The following is a 21353-nucleotide window of genomic DNA, read 5'->3' on the forward strand; positions in this document are numbered from 1 at the left end:
AGAAAGAAACATCGATTTCCAAAGTAGCGGCGAGCGAAATGGAAGGAGCCCAAACCGCCATGCGAGCATGACGGGGTACGGACTGCAGAAAAGACTGATGCGTATAGCGGAACAGTTTTGGGAAAGCTGGCCAGAGAGGGTGAGAGCCCCGTAGGCGAAATACAAGTCAGGAAAGCAGGATCCAGAGTACTGCGAGACACGAGAAACCTTGCAGGAAGAAGCGGGGACCACCCCGTAAGGCTAAATACTCCTTAGTGACCGATAGAGGATAGTACTGTGAAGGAAAGGTGAAAAGGACCCCGGGAGGGGAGTGAAAGAGAACCTGAAAGCCTGTGTTTACAAGCTGTGGAACTACTATGAGAGAAGTAGGACCGCGTACTTTTTGTAGAACGGTCCGGCGAGTTGCGGCATCTGGCAAGGTTAAGCGCGAAAAGCGCGGAGCCGAAGGGAAACCAAGTCTTAAAAGGGCGGTAAAGTCAGATGATGCAGACCCGAAACCGGGTGATCTATCCATGTCCAGGCTGAAGGTGCCGTAAGAGGTAGTGGAGGGCCGAACCCACATCCGTTGAAAAGGGTGGGGATGAGGTGTGGATAGGGGAGAAATTCCAATCGAACCCGGAGATAGCTGGTTCTCCTCGAAATAGCTTTAGGGCTAGCCTCGTCTTAGTCTGCCGGAGGTAGAGCACTGAATTTCCTAGGGGGCGTCAAAGCTTACCGAAGAATATCAAACTGCGAATGCCGGAGAGATGATGGACGGGAGTCAGACTGCACGAGATAAGTTGGGTAGTCAAAAGGGAAAGAGCCCAGACCACCGGCTAAGGTCCCAAAGTGCGTGTTAAGTGGAAAAGGATGTGGGATTTCAAAGACAGCTAGGATGTTGGCTCAGAAGCAGCCATACATTGAAAGAGTGCGTAATAGCTCACTAGCCGAGAGGTCCTGCGCCGAAAATGTCCGGGGCTGAAACACGCCACCGAAGCTGTGGAACCGCAAGGTTGGTAGAGGAGCATTCCTGAAGGCGGCGAAGCTGTACCGAAAGGAGCAGTGGAGTGACAGGAAGAGAGAATGCCGGAATGAGTAGCGAGATGGAGGTGGGAATCCTCCAGGCCGAATATCTAAGGTTTCCAGGGTAAAGCTGATCTGCCCTGGGTAAGTCGGGACCTAAGGAGAGGTCGAGAGACGTATCCGATGGACAACAGGTAGAGATTCCTGTACTGCTGTGAGACAGAACATGTGGGGACGCATGTGGAAAGTAGAAGCCGGGAATGGGAAGCCCGGTGCAAGCGCAGGAGGCGCATGGGAGGCAAAACCCCCATGCAAGCTAGAGGCGTTAAGCGGAGCGAAAGAAAGTAGCGAAGGATATGAGCCATGTGCCAAGAAAAGCTGCTATGGCTCTCACAGTACCCGTACCGTAAACCGACACAGGTGGATGAGGAGAGAATCCTAAGGCCGGCGGGAGAAGCATTGTTAAGGAACTCGGCAAAATGACCCCGTAACTTCGGGAGAAGGGGTGCCACAGTGATGTGGCCGCAGAGAATAGGCTCAAGCAACTGTTTAGCAAAAACACAGGTCTATGCGAAACCGAAAGGTGAGGTATATGGGCTGACGCCTGCCCGGTGCTGGAAGGTTAAGAGGAGAAGTCAGGCAACGAAGCTTTGAATTTAAGCCCCAGTAAACGGCGGCCGTAACTATAACGGTCCTAAGGTAGCGAAATTCCTTGTCGGGTAAGTTCCGACCCGCACGAAAGGCGTAATGATTTGAGCGCTGTCTCAACAATGCACCCGGTGAAATTGAAGTGCCAGTGAAGATGCTGGCTACCTGCGCCAGGACGGAAAGACCCCATGGAGCTTTACTCCAGCTTGATACTGGGATTCGATGCTGTATGTACAGGATAGGTGGGAGGCTAAGAAGTGATGACGCCAGTTGTCACGGAGCCGATGTTGGGATACCACCCTTGCAGCATTGGGTTTCTAACCTGCGCCAGTGAGCCTGGCGGGGGACAATGTCTGGCGGGGAGTTTGACTGGGGCGGTCGCCTCCGAAAGGGTATCGGAGGCGCTCAAAGGTTCCCTCAGAATGGTCGGAAACCATTCGCAGAGTGCAAAGGCAGAAGGGAGCTTGACTGTGACACCGACGGGTGGAGCAGGTACGAAAGTAGGACTTAGTGATCCGGTGGTATAAAGTGGGATTGCCATCGCTCAACGGATAAAAGCTACCCTGGGGATAACAGGCTTATCACTCCCAAGAGTTCACATCGACGGAGTGGTTTGGCACCTCGATGTCGGCTCATCGCATCCTGGGGCTGTAGCAGGTCCCAAGGGTTGGGCTGTTCGCCCATTAAAGCGGTACGCGAGCTGGGTTCAGAACGTCGTGAGACAGTTCGGTCCCTATCCGGCGCAGGCGTAGGATATTTGAGAGGAGCTGTCCTTAGTACGAGAGGACCGGGATGGACGGACCGCTGGTGTACCTGTTGGGGACCAACCCCATGGCAGGGTAGCCAAGTCCGGCAGGGATAAACGCTGAAGGCATCTAAGCGTGAAGCCCCCCTCAAGATGAGATATCCCACGAAAGGTAAGACCCCTTAGAGAGAATGAGGTAGATAGGACGCAGGTGGGAGTGCAGCAATGCATGAAGCAGAGCGTTACTAATCGGTCGAGGGCTTAACCAAGGGAAGAAAGAAAAGGGATAGGAAGATGTTGTAAGTGATGATTTCAATGTTCGGTTTTCAGGGCATGGTCCTTGAATAGCAGGAGTTATAATTTTGTATTGTATGCTCTTTTTAAAGAAAGCGGGTAACGATAGTTGTTTTCTTTAAGAGGAGCATTATTATATTCCCATAAGCATTTTGGGTGGAATATTTTGACGAGATAAAATAAGACATGGATAAGGAAAATAAAAAATAGATATGGAAATAATTTTTGCATACGATCATCCGCATGAAACGGGGATATTGTTTTCTGAATATACGGACCTTCTGCTTGCCGGAGAACCTTCCTTTCAGAAATACCTTGACCTTCAACATTATGATGAAGAGATCAGGAATCTGGAGGCGAAATATGGGTTGCCTGACGGCAGATTATATCTTGCATATTATGAGGAAGAACTGGCCGGCTGCATTGGTCTGAGAAAAGTTGACGGTCAGAACTGTGAGATGAAACGTCTTTACGTGAGACCACAGTTTCGTGGAAAACATATCGGAGAATATCTGGTGCAAAAGATCATAGAGGATGCGAAAGAGATCGGATATTCTCATATGCTGTTGGATACGCTTCCCTTTTTGGATACTGCGGTTTACATGTACAGGAAATATGGTTTTTATGAAATAGAACGCTATAACGACAGTCCGGTCAGGAATTCTATCTATATGAGGCTGGATCTTTAAGAAAATATCGGAATATGACTGAATGTTGGTTTTCCGCTGTCGCGCAAAATAAATATTTGCATAACTTAGAAAAAGAAGATATAATGAAATAAAAGATAAAAATATTATTTGTTTGCTATAGGTTTTTTGAAAAAAATATGATATAATGAGCGTCAGAGAAGAGAGCGTGCTTTTCAGACGTATACATGAGAGGTGAAGGGGTATGGATACAAAAATCTTATTGGAAAATGGAACCAATGAATTAGAGGTATTGGAGTTTACTCTGGATGGTAATTTGTATGGAATTAATGTTGCAAAAATACGTGAGATTATCAATTATCAGGAAGTGACGCCTGTACCAAATGCACATCCCAGTATTGAAGGGATCTTTATGCCGCGTGATAAGATGATTACGGCAATAGATTTAAAGAATTGCCTTCAGAGAGGAGAATCCAAACCCGGAGGATTGTTTATCGTAACGAATTTCAATAAACTGGACATTGCATTTCATGTTGATTCTGTTATTGGTATACATAGAGTATCCTGGAAGGATATTATTAAGCCGGGCGCAACCGTATCCACACCCGAAGATGGAGTCTCTACCGGAATTATCAAGTTTAACGATAAGTTGATCATTATTCTTGATTTTGAGAAGATTGTAACTGACATTAATCCTGAGACAGGACTTAAGGTGACGGAGATTGATGCACTGGAAGACAGACAGAAAAGTGATGTACCTATCCTGATTGCAGAAGATTCCGCACTTTTGAATAAACTGATTGTTGATTCTTTGAAAAAGGCTGGTTATCACAACTTAATTCGTACGGAAAACGGACAGCAGGCATGGGACATCATTAAAGAGTGTTCGGATGAGGGAACATTGGATCAACATGTGAAGTGTGTGATCACTGATATTGAGATGCCGTTGATGGACGGACATCGTCTGACGAAACTGATCAAGAGTCATGATGAGACAAAACACATTCCGGTTGTTATCTTTTCTTCCCTGGTAAATGAGGAGATGAGAAAAAAGGGCGAGGCGTTAGGTGCAAATGCGCAGCTTTCCAAACCAGAGATCGGTAATCTTGTCAAGGTAATTGATGGTTTGGTATAAACAAATATAAGCCGGGAAATTTCCCGGCTTTCTTTTTGTTATGGGGGAAATGTGCTTTTCGGTTTATATTATGTTAAGGAATCTGTCAGAAAAGGAAATGAGAGATAAATGCAGGAAAATATCGAACTTATATCAGGAAAAATAGCTGAAGCTGAAATGGTTTTGGTGGGAATCGGAGAGAAATTTGATTCGCAAAAGGGTACGTCAGATGTCCGTGAGGCGTACGAAAAACTGTTGAAGTGTTTAACTGGGAAGAATTATTTTATGATAACTGTGTGCGACGATGAACTGCTCTATGAGACGGGCTTTCGGGAGGACCGCATCGTACGGCCGCTGGCGGAAGAAGAGAGTGGTGCACAGGGAGAGAAAGAAGGATGTGTACAATGTGCCCATCTGCCGAGATGGGAGACTTATATGAAGTGGCTTCAGGGGACACTGCATAGAAGGCTGCTTGTGCTGGAACTGGGAGTTGGCTTGCGGTATCCGCAGGTAATACGGTTTCCTTTCGAAAAAATAGTCTATTTAAACCAGCAGGCAGAGTTTATCCGTGTCCATGATAAATTGTTTCAACTTCCGGAACAGATAAGTGGAAAAGCCATTTCCATATCGTCAGACGTGGTAAGGCTGTTTGCGGACGCGGAAATTTGAGAAAGATGTTTGATTGAAAGTGAGAATATGATATAATACCGACAGGTGTGATATTGCCAGATGCATCGATCAGAGAATGATATGGATGAATATATACACAGGTATCAGGATAGAAAGCAGAACAGGGTGAGTGGAGGAAGTTATGGGTTCGAATGAAGAATATCTGGACAGACTGCTTCGTCAGGTGAATGGTGAAGTGATTGAAGAGGAGAATGATGGTGAGGCATCAGAGAAACTGGCGGATATGCTGGATGCGTTGCCGGACGATACGGATTTCAGTCAGTTGTATCCTGATGAGGGAGAGTCGGAAGAGCAGGAGTTTCCGGAGTTGGCCAAACTGTTTGAGGACGAAGCGTCCGATGTGGAGGAACCTGTTGCAGAGCCTGAACTGATGACAATGGAAAACATGTCAGTGACAGAGGAGTCACAGCCGATAGAAGAGCTGCCAATAGATGAGGTGCCGATAAAAGAGCCGCCAGTGGAAGAGATGGCAGACCTGCAGGCGGCCGGAACAGAAGTGCCTGAGCCGTCATTGAACCTGGAAGAAGCCGACAGTATGGATATTGCCGACTTGGATGCTTTAATGTCGGTAGATTCGTCAGGAGGAGAGCCGGACGGACTTACGCAGGATTTGGATTTGTTGAAGGACACGGATGTCAGTGATCTGATCGAAGCTCTGGACGGAGATGACGATGATCTTGCTGAAATCAGTGAATTGTTAAAAAAACCGGAAAGCGAAGGAAAAGCCGAAGACAGTGACAGTTCATCTTTGGAGGAAAAGAGTATGGCGGTTGCCGCAAAGGAGGAGCAGGCAGTCTCCGGGGACAGCGAAGAAAGTTCTGAGGTTGGAGAAGAGGTAAGTACAAAAAAGAAAAAGGAACGGAAAAAAAGAGAAAAAAAGGACGCCTCCGAAAAGGGAAAGGGGTTGTTCCAGCGGATTATTGCTTTTTTTACGGACGAAGAAGAAGAGGAGACAGAAGTTCAGGAGAAAGGGCAGCTTGATCTTTCTCAGGAAAATATGGCTATCTTAGAAGAACTTGATCAGGGAAGGGTAGCTCCTCCTGCGAACGATAAGAAGTCAAAGAAAGAGAAAAAACCGAAACAGAAAAAAGAGAAGAAACCGAAGAAGGAGAAAAAACAAAAGCCTAAAAAGGAAAAGAAGCCAAAAGTAAAAAAAGAAAAGAAACCGAAGGAACCCAAAGAGCCGCAAAAACCGTTAAAGCCGATTGGTATGAAGAAAATAGTACTTGCCTTTTTCTTTGCGCTTACTGTGTTTGGTATGATCATGCTCTTTACTTCTTATATTCCCGATTATCTGGAAAGGCAGGAGAGCCGCAAGGCCTTTGAGAAAGGAGATTATCAGAAAGTCTACGATCTGCTTATTACAAAAGAGGTGAGCGAGCAGGAGGAAGCGAGCTTGGAAGGCGCCACACTGTGCCTCGAGATGGACCGCAAACTGCAATCTTACGACAATTATAAAAAGCTCACAGGCAGAGAAGTAGAGCAGCTCCATGCACTGATCAGCGGTGTTGACAAGTATTTTAAAATTCAGGCAAAATCTGAGCAGTATGGAGTATCCACTTATGTAACGAGCCGCTATCTGGATATTTTGACGATTTTACAGGATGTATATGGAATTTCCGAAGAAGAGGCAAAAAATATAGCGGCGATTACCGACAGTGTCACATATACGAAAGAACTGAAACGGATACTGGGCATAGAAGGTGAGAGTGAGGAAGATCCGCTGGATACGGATGTTCCGGAATCCGCAGACGATGTCGAAGATATGGAAGAATTGGAAACTGAGGATATGGAAGATTCTGAAAATATGGATGGGATCGGGAATGCGGATGATATTACAGATACTGAGGATATGGAGGGTGACGGGAATACCGATGAGAATGTAGACGATACGGTCAATGCAGATAATGTTGAGGAGGACGACCAGGTGGAGGATGCGGATCATTCTGTTAATGTGGGAGACACGCAGGATAGCGGGGATACGGAAAACACTGAGGAATAGAACATGATAGCGATTATTGATTATGACGCAGGAAATATCAGAAGTGTGGAGAAAGCGATTCAACTGCTTGGGGCAGAGACGAGTGTTACAAGAGACCGGGATACGATATTGCGTGCGGACAGAGTGATTTTGCCCGGTGTAGGCGCATTTGGGGATGCCATGGGGAAGATCCGCAGTTATGGTCTGGAGGAGGTCATACATCAGGTCGTGGAGGAGAGGATTCCTTTTCTTGGTATTTGTCTGGGACTTCAGCTTTTATTTGAATCGAGCGAGGAGAGCGAAGGTGTCCGGGGACTGGGAATCCTGCCGGGGAAAATCGTGAGAATTCCGGAAAAGCAGGGACTTAAAATTCCGCATATAGGCTGGAACTCTCTGCAGTTTCCGTCATCGGGGACGCTGTTTCAGGGAATTGAGGAAGGGGCGTACGTCTATTTCGTTCATTCATACTATCTGCAGGCGCAGGAGGAGACGATTGTAAAGGCGACGACTCAGTATGGTGTGAACATTCATGCTTCGGTAGAAAAAGACAATGTTTTTGCCTGCCAGTTCCATCCGGAAAAAAGTTCCGACACCGGGATGCAGATATTAAAAAACTTTATTTCCATACCGGGCAGGAGGGAGGACTAGATGTATACAAAGAGGATTATTCCCTGTCTGGATGTAAATAACGGAAGAGTTGTAAAAGGGGTCAATTTTGTCAATCTCCAGGATGCCGGGGACCCGGTGGAGATTGGTGCGGCCTACGACAGAGCAGGGGCCGACGAACTTGTGTTTCTGGATATTACAGCTTCCTGTGATGCGAGAAATACCGTGGTGGATATGGTGCGCAAGGTAGCGGAGAAGGTGTTCATTCCATTTACGGTAGGCGGAGGTATTCGCACGGTGGAGGATTTCCGGGCAATTCTGCGGGAAGGGGCGGATAAAATATCGGTCAATTCGGCGGCGATTGCCAGACCGGAGCTGATCAGTGAGGCGGCGGATAAATTTGGGAGTCAGTGTGTGGTTGTAGCTATCGATGCCAAGAAAAGGGCGGATGGCAGTGGCTGGAATATCTATAAAAACGGCGGCCGCATTGATATGGGGATTGATGCGGTGGAATGGGCGATGAGGGCCGACCGGCTTGGTGCGGGAGAAATTCTGCTCACAAGTATGGATTGTGACGGCACAAAGGCGGGCTATGATCTGGAATTGACGAAGGCTGTATCCGGGAATGTGTCCATCCCTGTGATTGCGTCAGGAGGTGCGGGAAGGCCGGAACATTTTTATGATGCTTTGACGGAGGGCGGTGCGGAAGCTGCGCTGGCAGCCTCCCTGTTTCATTTTAAAGAACTGGAGATCAGGGAAGTGAAACAATATCTGCGCCAGAGACAAGTAGCCGTGAGACTGTAAGCGAGAGAAAGAGCGAGGACAAAAGAGATGCCACCAATTTCAAATGACTGGTTGGAACCGTTAAAAAATGAATTTTCCAAACCGTATTACAAGAAACTTCATGAGAAGGTTGTGGAGGAGTACAACAGCAGGAAAATTTTTCCGGCGGCAGACGATATTTTCAATGCATTTCATCTGACACCGCTGCATGAAGTGAAGGTCGTCATACTGGGACAGGATCCTTATCATAATGACGGACAGGCACATGGGCTGTGTTTTTCAGTCAAGCCCGAGATGGAGATTCCGCCGTCGCTTGTAAATATATATCAGGAATTACACGATGATCTGGGGTGTAAGATCCCCAATAACGGTTACCTTGTGAAATGGGCAAAGCAGGGTGTACTGATGCTGAATACGGTACTGACAGTCCGTGCGCATATGGCGAATTCACACAGAGGGATCGGCTGGGAAGAATTCACGGATGCAGCCATCCGCATTTTGAATGAGCAGAACAGGCCGATCGTGTTTATCCTGTGGGGACGACCGGCTCAGATGAAGAAGAGCATGCTGCACAATTCCGGGCATCTGATTCTGGAGGCGCCGCATCCGAGTCCGCTTTCTGCATACAGAGGGTTTTTTGGCAGCAAACCGTTTAGCAAAACCAATGCTTTCTTGCGGGAAAACGGTTTGTCTGAGATTGACTGGCAGATTGAAGATGTATAAAGTCAACAGGCATTCCAGTCGGTACAGGAATTTTATGACAATCTGATGAGAATATGGTAATTTTGACTTGCAAACAATGACCGGATATGATATTATAATATCCGGTCATTGAAGTCAGGAAACTGAAATGTGGCCAGTAAAATGGAAAGATGCAGGAGTGGCGGAATGGCAGACGCATCAGACTCAAAATCTGACGTAGGTGACTATGTGTGGGTTCAAGTCCCATCTCCTGCATTTGTTAAGTAATTCAAATTAAGAGGGAATAGTGCGAATGCACTATTCTTTTTTTGATGGTCTCAGGAATTGTAATTATAATGCGAATATATTATGATATTTGCATCAGGCGTATCGGATAATTATGGAAGTGAAACAAAAGATCGAAGGATCGATCGCAGGAAGAAGGGGAGGAATATGTATGAAACGAACTGCGGGAATCTTATTGCCTGTTTCCAGCCTGCCGTCAAACTATGGCATCGGCTGCTTTTCAAAGAGCGCTTATCAATTTGCAGACTGGCTTCGGGATGCCGGACAGAGCTATTGGCAGATTTTGCCGCTGTGTCCGACCAGTTTTGGGGATTCCCCGTATCAGTCTTTTTCCACGTTCGCAGGCAATCCCTATTTTATCAGCCTTGAGGCGCTCATTGAGGAGGGCGTCCTCACAAAACAGGAATGCGATGCTACAGATTTTGGTGCGGATGCAGGGAGCGTTGATTATGAAAAATTATATATACAGCGGTATCCTCTTCTGCGCAGGGCGTATGAACGCAGCGATGTGCTCAGAAGAGATGATTACCGGGCCTTTGTGGAGGAAAACGGGTGGTGGCTGTCAGACTATGCGTTGTTTATGGCCATAAAGGATCATTTCGGAGGAAAGATGTGGACACAGTGGCCGGAAGACATCAGTCTCCGGCGAGATGAGGCTGTGGAGAGATACCGCGGCGAACTGGAGGAGGATATTGGGTTTCATCAGTATCTGCAGTTTCAGTTTTTCCGGCAGTGGAAGAAACTGAAACGCTATGCCAATGCACAGGGGATTCGTCTGATCGGTGATATTCCGATCTATGTGGCGATGGACAGTGCGGATACGTGGGCAAGCCCGGAGCTGTTTCAGTTAAATGAATACAATCGGCCTGTGGCCGTGGCAGGCTGTCCGCCGGATGGATTTTCTGCGGATGGTCAGCTCTGGGGAAATCCGCTGTACCGATGGGAATATCATCGTCAGACGGGGTATGCCTGGTGGCTGACGAGGCTTCGCTACTGTTTTGAAATGTATGATGTGACACGCATTGACCATTTCCGGGGGTTTGACGAATACTTTTCGATTCCTTATGGTGAGGAAACTGCGGTGAATGGTCACTGGGAGAAAGGTGTGGGCATCGAACTGTTCCGTGAGGCAGAGCGGCGGCTGGGCCGGCACGAAGTGATTGCTGAGGATCTCGGTTATGTGACAGACTCCGTGCGCAGACTTGTGCGGGACAGCGGATTTCCGGGCATGAAGGTATTGGAGTTTGCTTTTGATTCCAGAGATACGGGTTCTGCCAGCGATTATCTGCCGCACAATTATACGGAAAACTGTATTGCCTACACAGGGACCCATGATAATGAAACGCTGACAGGATGGTTCGAGAGCATTGCGCCCGGTGAGCGACAGGCGGCGAGAGATTATCTGTGCGATCAGCACACCCCCGGAGAAGAACTCTACCGGTCCTTTATCTCTCTGATCATGCGCAGCAATGCCAGGATTTGCATCGTCCCCATGCAGGACTATATGGGGCTTGACAACCGCTGCCGGATGAATACTCCTTCCACGGTAGGTACGAACTGGAAATGGCGTCTGAAAAAATCGGATCTGACGGAGGAACTGCAGCAGTGGATTCGGCAGTTCACGGCGCGCTACGACCGGATCTGATGAAAGGTTTTATTCCCGCGGGTAATAAGCCAGACGAATGTGTCAGCATCCATTTGGTGAATGCCTCGAGGATCGAAGCCCCGTCAGCTTGCTGCAGGGGCTTTGATTCTAAGTCATGCCGCCTCCTGCATATATATTTGCAAAAGGAGACGGAAGCGGGATAGCAAAACGCATGGTAAACGAATATAAAGTACTGGCGAGGATTGGATTTTTGTTTGTCATGATGTATATGATAGGCGCCGGGCTTGCCGGAGGCGTAAACGTGTGGAAGGAGACCTCCGCAATCGCCCATGAGACGAAGGACTGGGGACTTGGCTTTGGGGAGGCGGGACAAAAGCCAACAGGCAACACAAGTGCGGAGGAGCTTTGCAAACAGGACGCCTGGTATGTGGGAAATACACAGGAAAAGGTGCTCTATCTGACGTTTGATGCGGGCTTTGAAAATGGCAATACACCGGCGATTCTCGATGCACTGAAAAAGCATCAGGTGTCTGCCACTTTCTTTGTCGTCGGTAATTATCTGGAAACGAGTCCCGAGCTTGTGAAACGGATGGCACAGGAAGGACATACGGTCGGGAATCATTCCTACCATCATCCGGATATGACGGCGAAGTCAGACGAAGAGTTTGAAAAAGAGATCCGGCTGTTGGAAGAGAAATACAAGGAGATCACCGGGGAGGAACTGACGAAGTTTTATCGTCCGCCGCAGGGAAAATACAGCGATGCGACATTAAAACATGCCAAACAGATGGGGTATCAGACATTCTTCTGGAGTCTGGCCTATGTTGACTGGCTGGAGAAAGACCAGCCGACGAAGGAGGAAGCCTTCGAAAAATTGCTTGGCAGGATTCATCCGGGCGCGATCGTGCTCTTACATAGCACTTCTGCCACCAATGCGCAGATCTTAGATGAGCTGCTGACCAAATGGGAAGAGATGGGGTATGAAGTACGGTCTTTGAGCGAAATTTCATAATTTCATAAACAGAACTTTTTCGGAGAATGAACGAAGCCGGCGCGGAGTAAATGCGCCGGTTTTTTTGTTTCCGGACAGAGAGTTCCTGTTTTTGATGTTCCACCGTCTGATAAAAAGATTGTAAAATAAAAGAAATGTGATAAAATGATATGTGATTCAGTTTATCAACGGTAAGAAACGGACAAGGAGTACAGTATGAAGATCAGAAATTTGGTGGGAGACAGGTTTAAAGAGAGGCCGTCCGACTGTGTGATTGACAGCCATGCGCTGATGGTGCGGGGCGGCTATATGAAATATGTGGCCAACGGTATCTTTTCTCTGTATGCGCCGGGTAAGCGCGTGACGCAGAAGATCGAGAAGATCATACGGGAGGAGATGGACCGGATTGATGGGCAGGAAGTGATGTTCCCCGTGGTGCTTCCCGGAAGTCTCTGGGAAGAGTCGGGACGTTTTACGAGTGTTGGGGATGAGCTTATCCGTCTGAAAGACAGAAACAACAGTTCTCTCGTTCTCGGGATGACGCACGAGGAGGCGGCGGTGCATCTGGCGAGAGAATACGGCAACAGTTATTCGCGTTATCCGTTTATGATCTATCAGATTCAGACAAAGTTCAGGGATGAAGCGCGTCCGCGTGCCGGGCTGCTCCGCGTCCGCGAGTTTGTAATGAAGGATGCATATTCGTTCCATACTTCGCAGGAAGATCTGGAACGCTATTATGAGATCTGCTTTGAGGCTTATAACAGGATATTTGCCCGTGCCGGTATTCCGGAAGTTGTAGCCGTAAAATCGGATTCCGGGATGATGGGCGGCAGAGTGTCCCATGAGTTTATGTTGCTGACGCCGGTGGGGGAGGATAATATTGCCATCTGCGATGACTGTGGCTACAAGGCCAATATGGAGGCCACAGATATGATTATCGAGAATGAGGATGCTTTGGAGCCGGCGGAACTGACAAAAGTTCATACACCGGGTGTGACATCGATCGAGGATGTGATCGGAATGTTACGGCTGCCGGTTGGGAATAGCTGTAAGGCGGTCGTTTATCAGAAAAATATCGACGACAGTTATGTTGTCATCTTTATCCGGGGCGATCTGGAAGTTAATGAGACGAAGATTACCAATTATCTGGGCGAAGGCATTCATCCGGCGAAGATTACCGAAGACTGCGGCCTTCATGCAGGTTACATCGGGCCTTATGGGTTGGAAGCGCAGTGTACGGTTCTCTATGACAAATCTCTGGAAGGGATCAGGAATCTGTGCTGCGGCGCCAACTGTGAGGAATATCATTATACGGGACTTAATATCGGCCGTGACTGTGGTGAGGTGGCATATCATGATTTTGCCAAAGTATATGACGGTGCGATCTGTCCGGTCTGTGGCAAAAAAAGTATTCGCCTGTTCCGTGGGATTGAAGTCGGTAATATTTTCCAGCTGGGAACGAAATATACGGAATCAATGAATATGCAGTATGTGGACAAAGACGGCGCAGCGAATTATCCGATTATGGGCTGCTATGGAATTGGTGTCGGGCGGCTGGCGGCGTCAGTCTGCGAGGCACATCATGATGAAAACGGACCGATCTGGCCGATTTCCATCGCACCGTGGCAGGTTCATCTGTGCTGTATCAGGGTGGACGACGAAGATACGAGAAAGACGGCGGACCAGCTATATGAGCAGCTTCTGGGGCGGAACATTGAGGTGATTTACGACGACCGCGATGTGAGAGCCGGCGTAATGTTCTCCGATGCCGATCTGATCGGGGTACCGGTACGGGTCATTGTCAGTCCGAGGAATCTGAAAGAAGGGATTGTGGAGATTGTTACAAGAGATAAGGCTGTGCAGGAGAAGGTGGCGCTTGATGATGCCGTCTCCTGTGTGGAGAAGCTGATTGCCCGTCTGTATGCGGAGATAGAGGAAAAGGGACAGAATTAAGATGGAAAACAAATCGAAATCGGGCTCTGCCAATGTGGTGACGATCGCGGTGCTTGCTGCGCTTACGGCAGTGCTTGATATGTTCGGTGTTTTCGGACTGCCGGTCGGTATTTTAAGCGTCTCCAGCTTTTATTTTGCGTCTGCATTCTATCTTTTGTTTGTGGAAGTTTTCCGCTGGAGAGGTGCAATCGCCATTTATATTGGCCTGCTGCTGGCCTCTGTCTTTACAACCGGGTTTTCAGTCATGCCTTTATTGCTTGCCTGGGGAAATGTTGTCTGCAATGTTTTTGTTGTCGGATTGATGAGGCGGCTTGGCAATGATTACAAATGTGACAAAGTATGGAAAGCCGCGACGGAAGTGCTCCTGCTGCTGATCGCGCCTGCCATTTCAGGGTTGTGGATATTGGGCGGCTATGTTGTTTTCGGCATCATGCCCGTCTCTGCGCTGCCGGCAGCGTTTTTTGCCTGGTGGTTTGCCGGGTCACTTGTCTATCTGATCATTGGTATTCCGCTGATGAAATTTGTCATGCCCCTGTTCCGGCGCTTTCGCCTGTAGTTTCACAGGCAGCTGGCAGACAGAGCAAGCCAGGATCAGGATATTGGAATCGATAGGATCAGGAAGATAACGGAATGATGCAAAAATCTGTGTCAGGTTACAGAAGATACCGGATCAGGCTGCCGATTGTATTCAAGGCGGTAGTCTGGGCGCTGATCAGCGCCTATGCGCTTATGGACCTTGGTCCGGTCAGATATAAATTTTTTCTTTCTATTGTCATGATTTTGTTTTTAGAGAGCCTGCGAGTGAAGCGGTCAAAGGCTCTCTATGTTTTTCTGGCGTTGTCTACGGTGAGCATCGCCTTTTTTTGGAGCTTTTTTGAAGGTGGGTTTCTGTCCTCGGACTGTCAGATGGCGATTTTCAGAGTATGGCTGCTATTGTTGGCAGGAAATGCGTTTTTATATTCGGTATCGCTGGAAGAAGTGGTGGCTTTTTTGTTTCGTGTCAGATGTCCGGTCAGGATGATTGCCGCCACGGCGATCGTACTGAATGCTTCTGATTACTTTATGGAAGCATTTGCACAGATCCGATATGGATATGAGCTGCGGAATCTGTCGGCTAATATTTTTACGAAATACGGACGTATCTTGCAAACACAGTGTATCGATTTTTTATTCTTACTCGTGGAATGTAAAAAGATATATATGATTCACGAGAAACAGATCGAAAAGGCGCTCTGTTCCATGCGGGACGATCTGACGGAAGGCGGCTGAGCGGTCATTATGTTGGAAGTGATGATTAGAGATGTAATATACGATAGTACGGAGCGGAAGGCGTTGGAGAAGATTGAACTTACTGCTGCGGCCGGGGAGCTTGTGTGTATCTGTGGAAAGAACGGAGCAGGAAAGTCGACGCTGCTGAATTGTATCGCCAGGATCATTCCTCATGTGATCCGCGCGTCAGGGCAATGTTCGGTGACGCTTGACGGGGAGGCTGTGGAGAGCGCTGATCTGGAGTATGTCTCTGAGAGCAGTTGTAATTCTCTGTTTTATTTTGATGTGAAGGCGCAGCTGTGTCATATCAATGACAGGGAGAGAGAAAAGATACTGGACGATTTTGGACTGCTGCCCAAGCTCCGCTGCGGCATCGGGGAGCTGTCGATGGGTGAGAAGAAGATCGTCACTTTGTTGGCGGCTCTGAAGACGGAGCGCAGGCTGTGTATTCTCGATGAACCGACGGTATTTCTGGACGATGAAAAGATTGAAAAACTAATGCGGCTCATAGGCAGAGAGAAGGCGGGAAAGCATATCCTGCTCATCTCTCATGACAGGCGCTGTATGGAAGCGGCTGACAGCAATTATGAGATCCGGGATGGAAAATTATATTCCTGTCGTCTTCAGGAAGACAGTGAGAAAGACGGGGGAGAACGCAAAGAGACCAAAGCTGGAGAGTCGGCAGCGCTTCCGGTCCTGCTGCACATTCCGGCTTTGACGATCCGGCATCCGAACGGTGTCCTGTGTTTTGATGCGTATCCGCTCACGCTCTATGAGGGAGAGATTGTGGGGATCTGCGGCGGCAACGGCAGCGGAAAAACGACATTGATGAATTATCTGCTGAAAAATATCAGACTGCTATACAAGAAAGGATATTCAAAGAGAAAACTGACCGGTATGGGAATGCTTCAGGATTTTCACAAGCAGTTTTTTGCCTGTTCGGCGGCAGGAGAGCTAAGCCTTGGCAGAAGTGTGACGGGGAACGAACTCTGTGAGGAGATGTTAAAAGACATGGGCCTGTGGCAATGCCGGGAGGAAAGTCCCCATTTCCTGTCGGATGGTCAGAAGCGAATGCTTCTTCTGGGGGCTCTGATGCTTGAGGAGGCCGACCTGCTTATTCTGGACGAACCGTTTGACAATCTCGACAGTGTGCGCACAGAGCAGGCGAAAACAATGATTAGAAAGTTTCACAGCCAGAGAGAGACAATCGTGATTCTCGATCAGAACATGGAGATTTATGAAGACCTGACGGACAGGATAATCCGCTTATAGATATTTGAGAGCTGGCAGCCGATAGGAGGAATATGGAGAAGAAGGAAAAAAAACTGCGGTATGGCGGTTGGTTTGAGCATAACGGCTATACCTTCCTGGCGGAGGGGCTGATCCACCATATATATGAGAAGGACGGCTATATTTATAAGATTGTCAAAGAGGACAGACCGCTGTTTCACAGAGCGGATCATTTCGAGAAAGAACAAAAGATTCTCACTATGCTGCGCACACAGGGATTTCCTGTGGCCGCAGTAGAGCGGATCTTCCGGCCGGGAGAGCTGATCGACGGTTTTCCGGTCCTTCAGGAGAGGAAGATCACCGATACGGTCTATGATGAATATCGGATTCCCAGGGGCTGTGTCGATGAAATCGTGTGTTTTCTGGCAGAGACGGCGAAGCTGCAGGCGCCAGGATTTGGCGTCCTCTATGAGGACAGGGACCGTAATGCGAAAGAATATGAATATGATGATTGGGATGTATTCATTGCGGTACAATTAAAGCTGGCCTGTGCGCTGGAGATAGACGAAAAGCAGGAGACGCTCGCATTTCTGCAGCAGCTTGTTTTGGAAAACAGGGATCAGTTTCGATATTACGAACCTGCAAGGTTTCTCATTATGGATCCGAATCCGCAGAACTTTTTCTTTGATGGAGAAGAGCTCACGAATGCCATCGATATTGACCATCCGCTTGGCGGAGATCCGCTCTGGCAGTGGGCCTGTGTCTGCTGGTATAAGCCGGCATGGAAAGAGAATATGGCGAGACTTGGCGTTGTCTCGGACAGTGATCGGCGGCTGCTATTGTATACAGCGCTGTTTGGCATGGCAAATGCGGACTTTGAAATCAAAAATCTTGGCGCGGTGGATCACTATACGATAGAGCGGATGGATGTTCTTCGGTCGGAAATCCGGAAGGCGGAGAGGGCTGGGACCGAACAGAAATAAAAAGGGCGGAAGCCGTCAGAAGGGTCTGGGAAAGAGCGGCAGAGACGAAGGGCAGGAAGGAGTACAGGAGTGGATAACGGTTTTCACAGAGAAACGTATAATCGGTGGCAGCAGGAAAAGCACAGCGGCCAGATCGTCCTGCGCGGACGTATCCTGAAAACATTTCGTGAGAAACGCAGACTTGTACTGATCATGCAGGCCGGGGAATATGGCAGCAGATTCCGTCTGTTATTGGAAGAGGAACAGCCGTCTTATGAGGACATGAGAAAGCTGCATCTAAGCGGAGCGCTGATGGCAGTCAGAGCATCTGTGCAGGATACGGGTGCGGATATGGTCACTGCCCGCATAGAAGAATCCATGATTGTATCTCTGCCGGAGCTGCCTGCCGGACAGCGCGCCTTGTCTCTGACCGGGGGCCGGGGGACTTTTGAGAAGGCCTTTTACCATCTGAAGCTGTGTAATGACGAGCGTACAATCTTGTATCTCAGACTGCGGGACAAAGTGTTCCGTGATCTGAGAGCCTTTTTAAACGAAGGGGATTTTTGTGAGTGCGTAATTCCGGCCTTACAGAAAAACTATTATGGCGGTGACGCTAATCCTTTTACGACTCATGTCAATTTTGCGCACAGAGATTATTATCTGAAGCCGAATTCCAACGTCGCCTTTTTGCTGCATTTGGCGGGCGGTATGGAAAAAATGTACGAGATCAGCGATTATTTCAGAAACGGCGGGGTGGACAGTCGGCATTCGGTTCCTTACTGCGCCCTGGAACTGTATGCGGCTTATTTTGATTATGAGGAGATCAGAGAGCTGGCCTGGCAGATATTCCGGCGGATTGCGCGGTCTGTCAGCGAATGGCATGTCCGCCGGCGAACGGAGACCGGGGAGCAGTCCGGAGAGATTACCCAAGAGAGTCCGGCGGTGGAGACGACATTTCACCGGCTGCTTTCGGAAAAATGCGGAGAAAATGCCGATCAGGCAGGGATACGTGCGCTGCGTCTGCGGCTGACTGGAGAGTCCTCAGATTCGGCCGCAGATAATACCGGCTGGGTCTATCGGTGGATGAAGAAAGAACTGTTTCGGGGGATCGAGGGTCCCTGTGCGGTCACAGATCTGCCGGCAGGCGTCTCACCTCTGATCAGAACGCAGCCCGATCGTCCGGAATTTTTAAAGAGAGGATATATTATCTGGGGAGGCAGCAATGTGATTGAGTTTTTTGAGGGCGAAAATGATTGTGGCACAGCGCTTGGGCGGCTGCAGGAGCAGGAGAGCGGGCAGTCAGGCGCAGACGTACGCAGGGATTACCGTGCGCTCGAACACGCCTTTGCGCTGGGCATTCCGCCTTATGCCTCGCTGACGGTCAGTCTGGATCGGATGATTGCGATCGGTATGGGGAATGTACCGGTTTCCACGTATCGGATGGATTTATGACTGCCCGTCCCTGTCCTTTCTGCGTTCACGTTTCCAGACGTTGCTCGGCTGGGCCTTATAAGTAGGACGGCGAAAGAGCAGAGTGGAGAGTGCCTGCCAGTTAAAAGGCCGCAGCGGCCAGAAGAAACTTTTGCCGGCAAAGGAGGGCGTTGTCACGACGGAGAGGGTGATGAGAACACAGCCGGCCAGAAATCCCCACAGGCCGAAGCAGCCTGTCAGAAAGAGCAGCAGCAGCCGATAGCAGCGGATTCCCTCTGCGAAGGCGGTGCTGGAGAGGGCGAGAGAGGCCAGCATGGTGGCGGCTGCATAGAACATTACTTCCAGAGACACCCAGTGCAGATCAATGGCCACGTCGCTGAGGATCAGACCGCCTACGATAGAGAGAGAGCCGGAGTAGGAACTTGGACTGTGGGCGGCGGAATACTGGAACAGATTCAGCGCCAGTTCTGCAAACAACGTATAGAGAAACAGTCTGCCGCTCGTCGTCTCTTCGACCGGAAGCAGTGATAACGTATCGGCAAGGTCCGGAAAATAGGAGCTTAGCAGTAAAAAGGACGGCAGCAGAAAGAGGCTGATGAAAATACATAAAAATCGCAACAGCCGGCTGTAACTGCCGACGACCGGACTTTTATAATAATCTTCCGGGCTTTGAGTAAACTGAAAGACCGTGCTCGGAAGAATGAGGGCGGCTGGAGAATTGTCCACCAGCAGGAGAATATTGCCTTCGGTCAGATAACTGCAGGCGACGTCAGGCCGCTGTGTCTGCTGGATGCTCGGCAGCGGATGGTACCATCTCTTGCGGACGAGCAGTTCTTCTAGGCTTTTGGAGCCCATTGTCAGGGAAGTCACCCGCATGTTGTCCAGTCTGTCCAGGACCTTTTGAAGCAGATCAGGGTCCACATACCCGTCGATATAGGCGACTGCGACATCGGTGCGGCTGTCGGTGCCTACCGGCCGGATGGCAAAAGTGAGACGGGGATTGCGGATACGGCGGCGGATCAGATTGGTGTTAAAGAGCATCGTCTCCACGAAACCGTCTCTGGCTCCGAGGGTGACTCGTTCCGCATCCGGCTCCGAGATGCCTCTTGCCGGATAGGTACGGGTGTCGAGAAGAATGGCGGCGGAAAACCCGTCCACGAAGAGCACGCAGGGGCCGCTGAGAACGGCGGAGACGATCGCGTGCCAGTCTTCGGCCAGTTCTGTCTGGGCATACCCAATCTTACTCGCCATATAGCGGGAGAGGTCCTGGATTGTATCATCTCTTGTGTAGGTCGGATTTTGCAGGTCGGAAAAGATTTCCTGCAGTACTTCGGTCTTGCACATGCCGTTGACTCCGAGAAACCAGGCTTTTGTATTACCGAGATACAGGTCACGGGTGATCAGGTCAAAACTTTTTCCAACCGGAAAGATCTGACAGGCCTGCCTGATGTTTACAGCGAGAGAATCCGATAATCTGGCATTTGATAAATGAGAATCTGCTAAATTGTAATTGGCTGGGTTCATAGTCGGTGCCTTTCTGAAAATAAATGATACATATTTTTTGCAGTTCGGGTCAGATTATGCAGGGAAAGATTTGCCCGCTTTTTTTGCAGCAGCAGAATTGTACATGTTGCACAATAAAATGCTGGAAGAATACAAAATAATAAATAATTTGCAAAAAAGCATTGACAGATTATGGCAGAATTAGTATAATGGTACTAACATAAAGAAAGCGCTTAATCAGGATGAGCGGGGCAGATTTTATAAGTTGATCGGTGGTGATTAATTTATAAAATTTATTTTTTTTGCAGGCTTTTGACAGTCAAATTTTATGGAGGGAAATCGAATGGGACTTTTAGGTGGAATATTCAAGAAAAAAGAGATGGAGATCGGCTCTCCCGCGGCCGGCAGATGCGTCAGTATCAAGTCAGTGCCGGACCCTACGTTCAGTGAAGAAATACTAGGAAAAGGTGTGGCGGTGGAGCCATCGGAAGGAAAGTTTTATGCGCCGGCTGACGGGACGGTCAGTACATTGTTCCCGACATTACATGCGGTTGGCATCACAACGGGCAACGGTGCGGAGATACTGATTCATGTGGGGCTGGATACGGTGAATCTGAAAGGGGAGCATTTTACCGCTCATGTAGAGACAGGAAAGCAGGTTTCCAAAGGAGATCTGCTGCTGGAAGCCGATCTGAAGGCCATTGCCGACGCCGGCTACAGTACAGTTACGCCGGTGCTGGTCTGCAACAGCACTGATTTTAAGGAAGTGACCGCTGAGGAGGAGAAGGATGTCAAACCTGGCGATTGTATTCTGAGGATCAGTTAAGTAAGTTCAGTCAGAGTTATAAGTGTTCTGTTCCAGAACCTTTAACTGATATAGAACAACACATTCTGAGCCAGGTCAGAATGAA

The 21353-nt window shown here is 48.8% G+C and carries 17 protein-coding genes, 1 tRNA gene and 1 rRNA gene (1 of these 19 cut by a window edge); 18 read left to right on the forward strand and 1 reads right to left on the reverse strand.

Annotation, left to right across the window (positions count from 1 at the left end; translation table 11 throughout):
- The 17 genes from V1224_07135 to V1224_07215 all read left to right on the forward strand — a co-directional run.
- Positions 1-2664, forward strand: a 23S ribosomal RNA gene (locus tag V1224_07135) (it extends 219 nt beyond the left edge of the window).
- Between the two features lie 231 nt (positions 2665-2895).
- Positions 2896-3378 (forward strand): GNAT family N-acetyltransferase, encoded by a 483-nt coding sequence (locus V1224_07140; protein WWR17436.1) that lies wholly within the window; start codon positions 2896-2898, stop codon positions 3376-3378.
- Positions 3379-3580: 202 nt separating this feature from the next.
- Positions 3581-4471 (forward strand): chemotaxis protein, encoded by an 891-nt coding sequence (locus V1224_07145; protein ID WWR17192.1) that lies wholly within the window; start codon positions 3581-3583, stop codon positions 4469-4471.
- A 264-nt stretch (positions 4472-4735) separates the two neighbouring features.
- Positions 4736-5119 carry a hypothetical protein gene (locus V1224_07150; GenBank protein ID WWR17193.1) on the forward strand — a complete coding sequence of 128 codons (384 nt, stop codon included), beginning with the start codon at positions 4736-4738 and terminating at the stop codon, positions 5117-5119.
- Between the two features lie 142 nt (positions 5120-5261).
- Complete coding sequence (locus V1224_07155; GenBank protein ID WWR17194.1) at positions 5262-7142, forward strand: hypothetical protein; 1881 nt, start codon at positions 5262-5264, stop codon at positions 7140-7142.
- 3 nt (positions 7143-7145) lie between these two features.
- Positions 7146-7769, forward strand: coding sequence for an imidazole glycerol phosphate synthase subunit HisH (gene hisH / locus V1224_07160; protein ID WWR17195.1), 624 nt, complete (start codon positions 7146-7148; stop codon positions 7767-7769).
- Positions 7770-8531 (forward strand): imidazole glycerol phosphate synthase subunit HisF, encoded by a 762-nt coding sequence (gene hisF / locus V1224_07165; protein ID WWR17196.1) that lies wholly within the window; start codon positions 7770-7772, stop codon positions 8529-8531. It abuts the gene before it with no gap.
- 27 nt (positions 8532-8558) lie between these two features.
- A complete protein-coding gene (locus tag V1224_07170) occupies positions 8559-9233 on the forward strand; it encodes a uracil-DNA glycosylase (protein ID WWR17197.1) in 675 nt (224 codons plus the stop codon).
- A 151-nt stretch (positions 9234-9384) separates the two neighbouring features.
- Positions 9385-9467: transfer RNA gene (locus tag V1224_07175), tRNA-Leu, on the forward strand.
- 181 nt (positions 9468-9648) lie between these two features.
- Positions 9649-11142: a 4-alpha-glucanotransferase gene (gene malQ, locus V1224_07180; protein WWR17198.1), complete on the forward strand. Its 1494-nt coding sequence runs from the start codon at positions 9649-9651 to the stop codon at positions 11140-11142.
- A 172-nt stretch (positions 11143-11314) separates the two neighbouring features.
- Complete coding sequence (locus tag V1224_07185) at positions 11315-12115, forward strand: polysaccharide deacetylase family protein (GenBank protein ID WWR17199.1); 801 nt, start codon at positions 11315-11317, stop codon at positions 12113-12115.
- 195 nt (positions 12116-12310) lie between these two features.
- Complete coding sequence (locus V1224_07190; GenBank protein WWR17200.1) at positions 12311-14047, forward strand: proline--tRNA ligase; 1737 nt, start codon at positions 12311-12313, stop codon at positions 14045-14047.
- Position 14048: 1 nt separating this feature from the next.
- A complete protein-coding gene (locus V1224_07195; protein ID WWR17201.1) occupies positions 14049-14603 on the forward strand; it encodes a hypothetical protein in 555 nt (184 codons plus the stop codon).
- 74 nt (positions 14604-14677) lie between these two features.
- Positions 14678-15316 (forward strand): hypothetical protein, encoded by a 639-nt coding sequence (locus V1224_07200; protein ID WWR17202.1) that lies wholly within the window; start codon positions 14678-14680, stop codon positions 15314-15316.
- A gap of 21 nt (positions 15317-15337) precedes the next feature.
- Positions 15338-16588: an ATP-binding cassette domain-containing protein gene (locus V1224_07205; protein WWR17203.1), complete on the forward strand. Its 1251-nt coding sequence runs from the start codon at positions 15338-15340 to the stop codon at positions 16586-16588.
- Between the two features lie 32 nt (positions 16589-16620).
- Positions 16621-17529 carry a hypothetical protein gene (locus tag V1224_07210; protein WWR17204.1) on the forward strand — a complete coding sequence of 303 codons (909 nt, stop codon included), beginning with the start codon at positions 16621-16623 and terminating at the stop codon, positions 17527-17529.
- 69 nt (positions 17530-17598) lie between these two features.
- The gene (locus V1224_07215) at positions 17599-18960 is read left to right on the forward strand and encodes an amino acid--tRNA ligase-related protein (protein WWR17205.1); all 1362 of its coding nucleotides are present in this window, start codon (positions 17599-17601) and stop codon (positions 18958-18960) included.
- Here V1224_07215 and V1224_07220 read toward each other — a convergent pair.
- Positions 18955-20463, reverse strand: a complete 1509-nt coding sequence (locus V1224_07220; protein WWR17206.1) for a spore germination protein — start codon at positions 20461-20463, stop codon at positions 18955-18957. The genes V1224_07215 and V1224_07220 overlap by 6 nt on opposite strands.
- Positions 20464-20785: 322 nt before the next feature.
- Between V1224_07220 and V1224_07225 the strand changes: the two genes are divergently transcribed.
- A complete protein-coding gene (locus V1224_07225; protein ID WWR17207.1) occupies positions 20786-21268 on the forward strand; it encodes a PTS glucose transporter subunit IIA in 483 nt (160 codons plus the stop codon).
- Positions 21269-21353: the final 85 nt, after the last annotated feature.

This window comes from Lachnospiraceae bacterium JLR.KK008 (assembly GCA_037015955.1).
In the GTDB taxonomy this organism is placed as follows: Bacteria; Bacillota; Clostridia; order Lachnospirales; family Lachnospiraceae; genus VSOB01.

Excerpts from the sequence above, each read along its gene's own strand:
- V1224_07225 (WWR17207.1), top strand. The coding sequence starts at position 20,786 with ATGGGACTTTTAGGTGGAATATTCAAGAAAAAAGAGATGGAGATCGGC.
- V1224_07195 (WWR17201.1), top strand. The coding sequence starts at position 14,049 with ATGGAAAACAAATCGAAATCGGGCTCTGCCAATGTGGTGACGATCGCG.
- V1224_07190 (WWR17200.1), top strand. The coding sequence starts at position 12,311 with ATGAAGATCAGAAATTTGGTGGGAGACAGGTTTAAAGAGAGGCCGTCC.
- V1224_07145 (WWR17192.1), top strand. The coding sequence starts at position 3,581 with ATGGATACAAAAATCTTATTGGAAAATGGAACCAATGAATTAGAGGTA.
- V1224_07170 (WWR17197.1), top strand. The coding sequence starts at position 8,559 with ATGCCACCAATTTCAAATGACTGGTTGGAACCGTTAAAAAATGAATTT.
- V1224_07210 (WWR17204.1), top strand. The coding sequence starts at position 16,621 with ATGGAGAAGAAGGAAAAAAAACTGCGGTATGGCGGTTGGTTTGAGCAT.
- V1224_07200 (WWR17202.1), top strand. The coding sequence starts at position 14,678 with ATGATGCAAAAATCTGTGTCAGGTTACAGAAGATACCGGATCAGGCTG.
- V1224_07220 (WWR17206.1), bottom strand. The coding sequence starts at position 20,463 with ATGAACCCAGCCAATTACAATTTAGCAGATTCTCATTTATCAAATGCC.
- malQ (WWR17198.1), top strand. The coding sequence starts at position 9,649 with ATGAAACGAACTGCGGGAATCTTATTGCCTGTTTCCAGCCTGCCGTCA.
- V1224_07150 (WWR17193.1), top strand. The coding sequence starts at position 4,736 with ATGATAACTGTGTGCGACGATGAACTGCTCTATGAGACGGGCTTTCGG.
- V1224_07205 (WWR17203.1), top strand. The coding sequence starts at position 15,338 with ATGATTAGAGATGTAATATACGATAGTACGGAGCGGAAGGCGTTGGAG.
- V1224_07155 (WWR17194.1), top strand. The coding sequence starts at position 5,262 with ATGGGTTCGAATGAAGAATATCTGGACAGACTGCTTCGTCAGGTGAAT.
- hisF (WWR17196.1), top strand. The coding sequence starts at position 7,770 with ATGTATACAAAGAGGATTATTCCCTGTCTGGATGTAAATAACGGAAGA.
- V1224_07185 (WWR17199.1), top strand. The coding sequence starts at position 11,315 with ATGGTAAACGAATATAAAGTACTGGCGAGGATTGGATTTTTGTTTGTC.
- hisH (WWR17195.1), top strand. The coding sequence starts at position 7,146 with ATGATAGCGATTATTGATTATGACGCAGGAAATATCAGAAGTGTGGAG.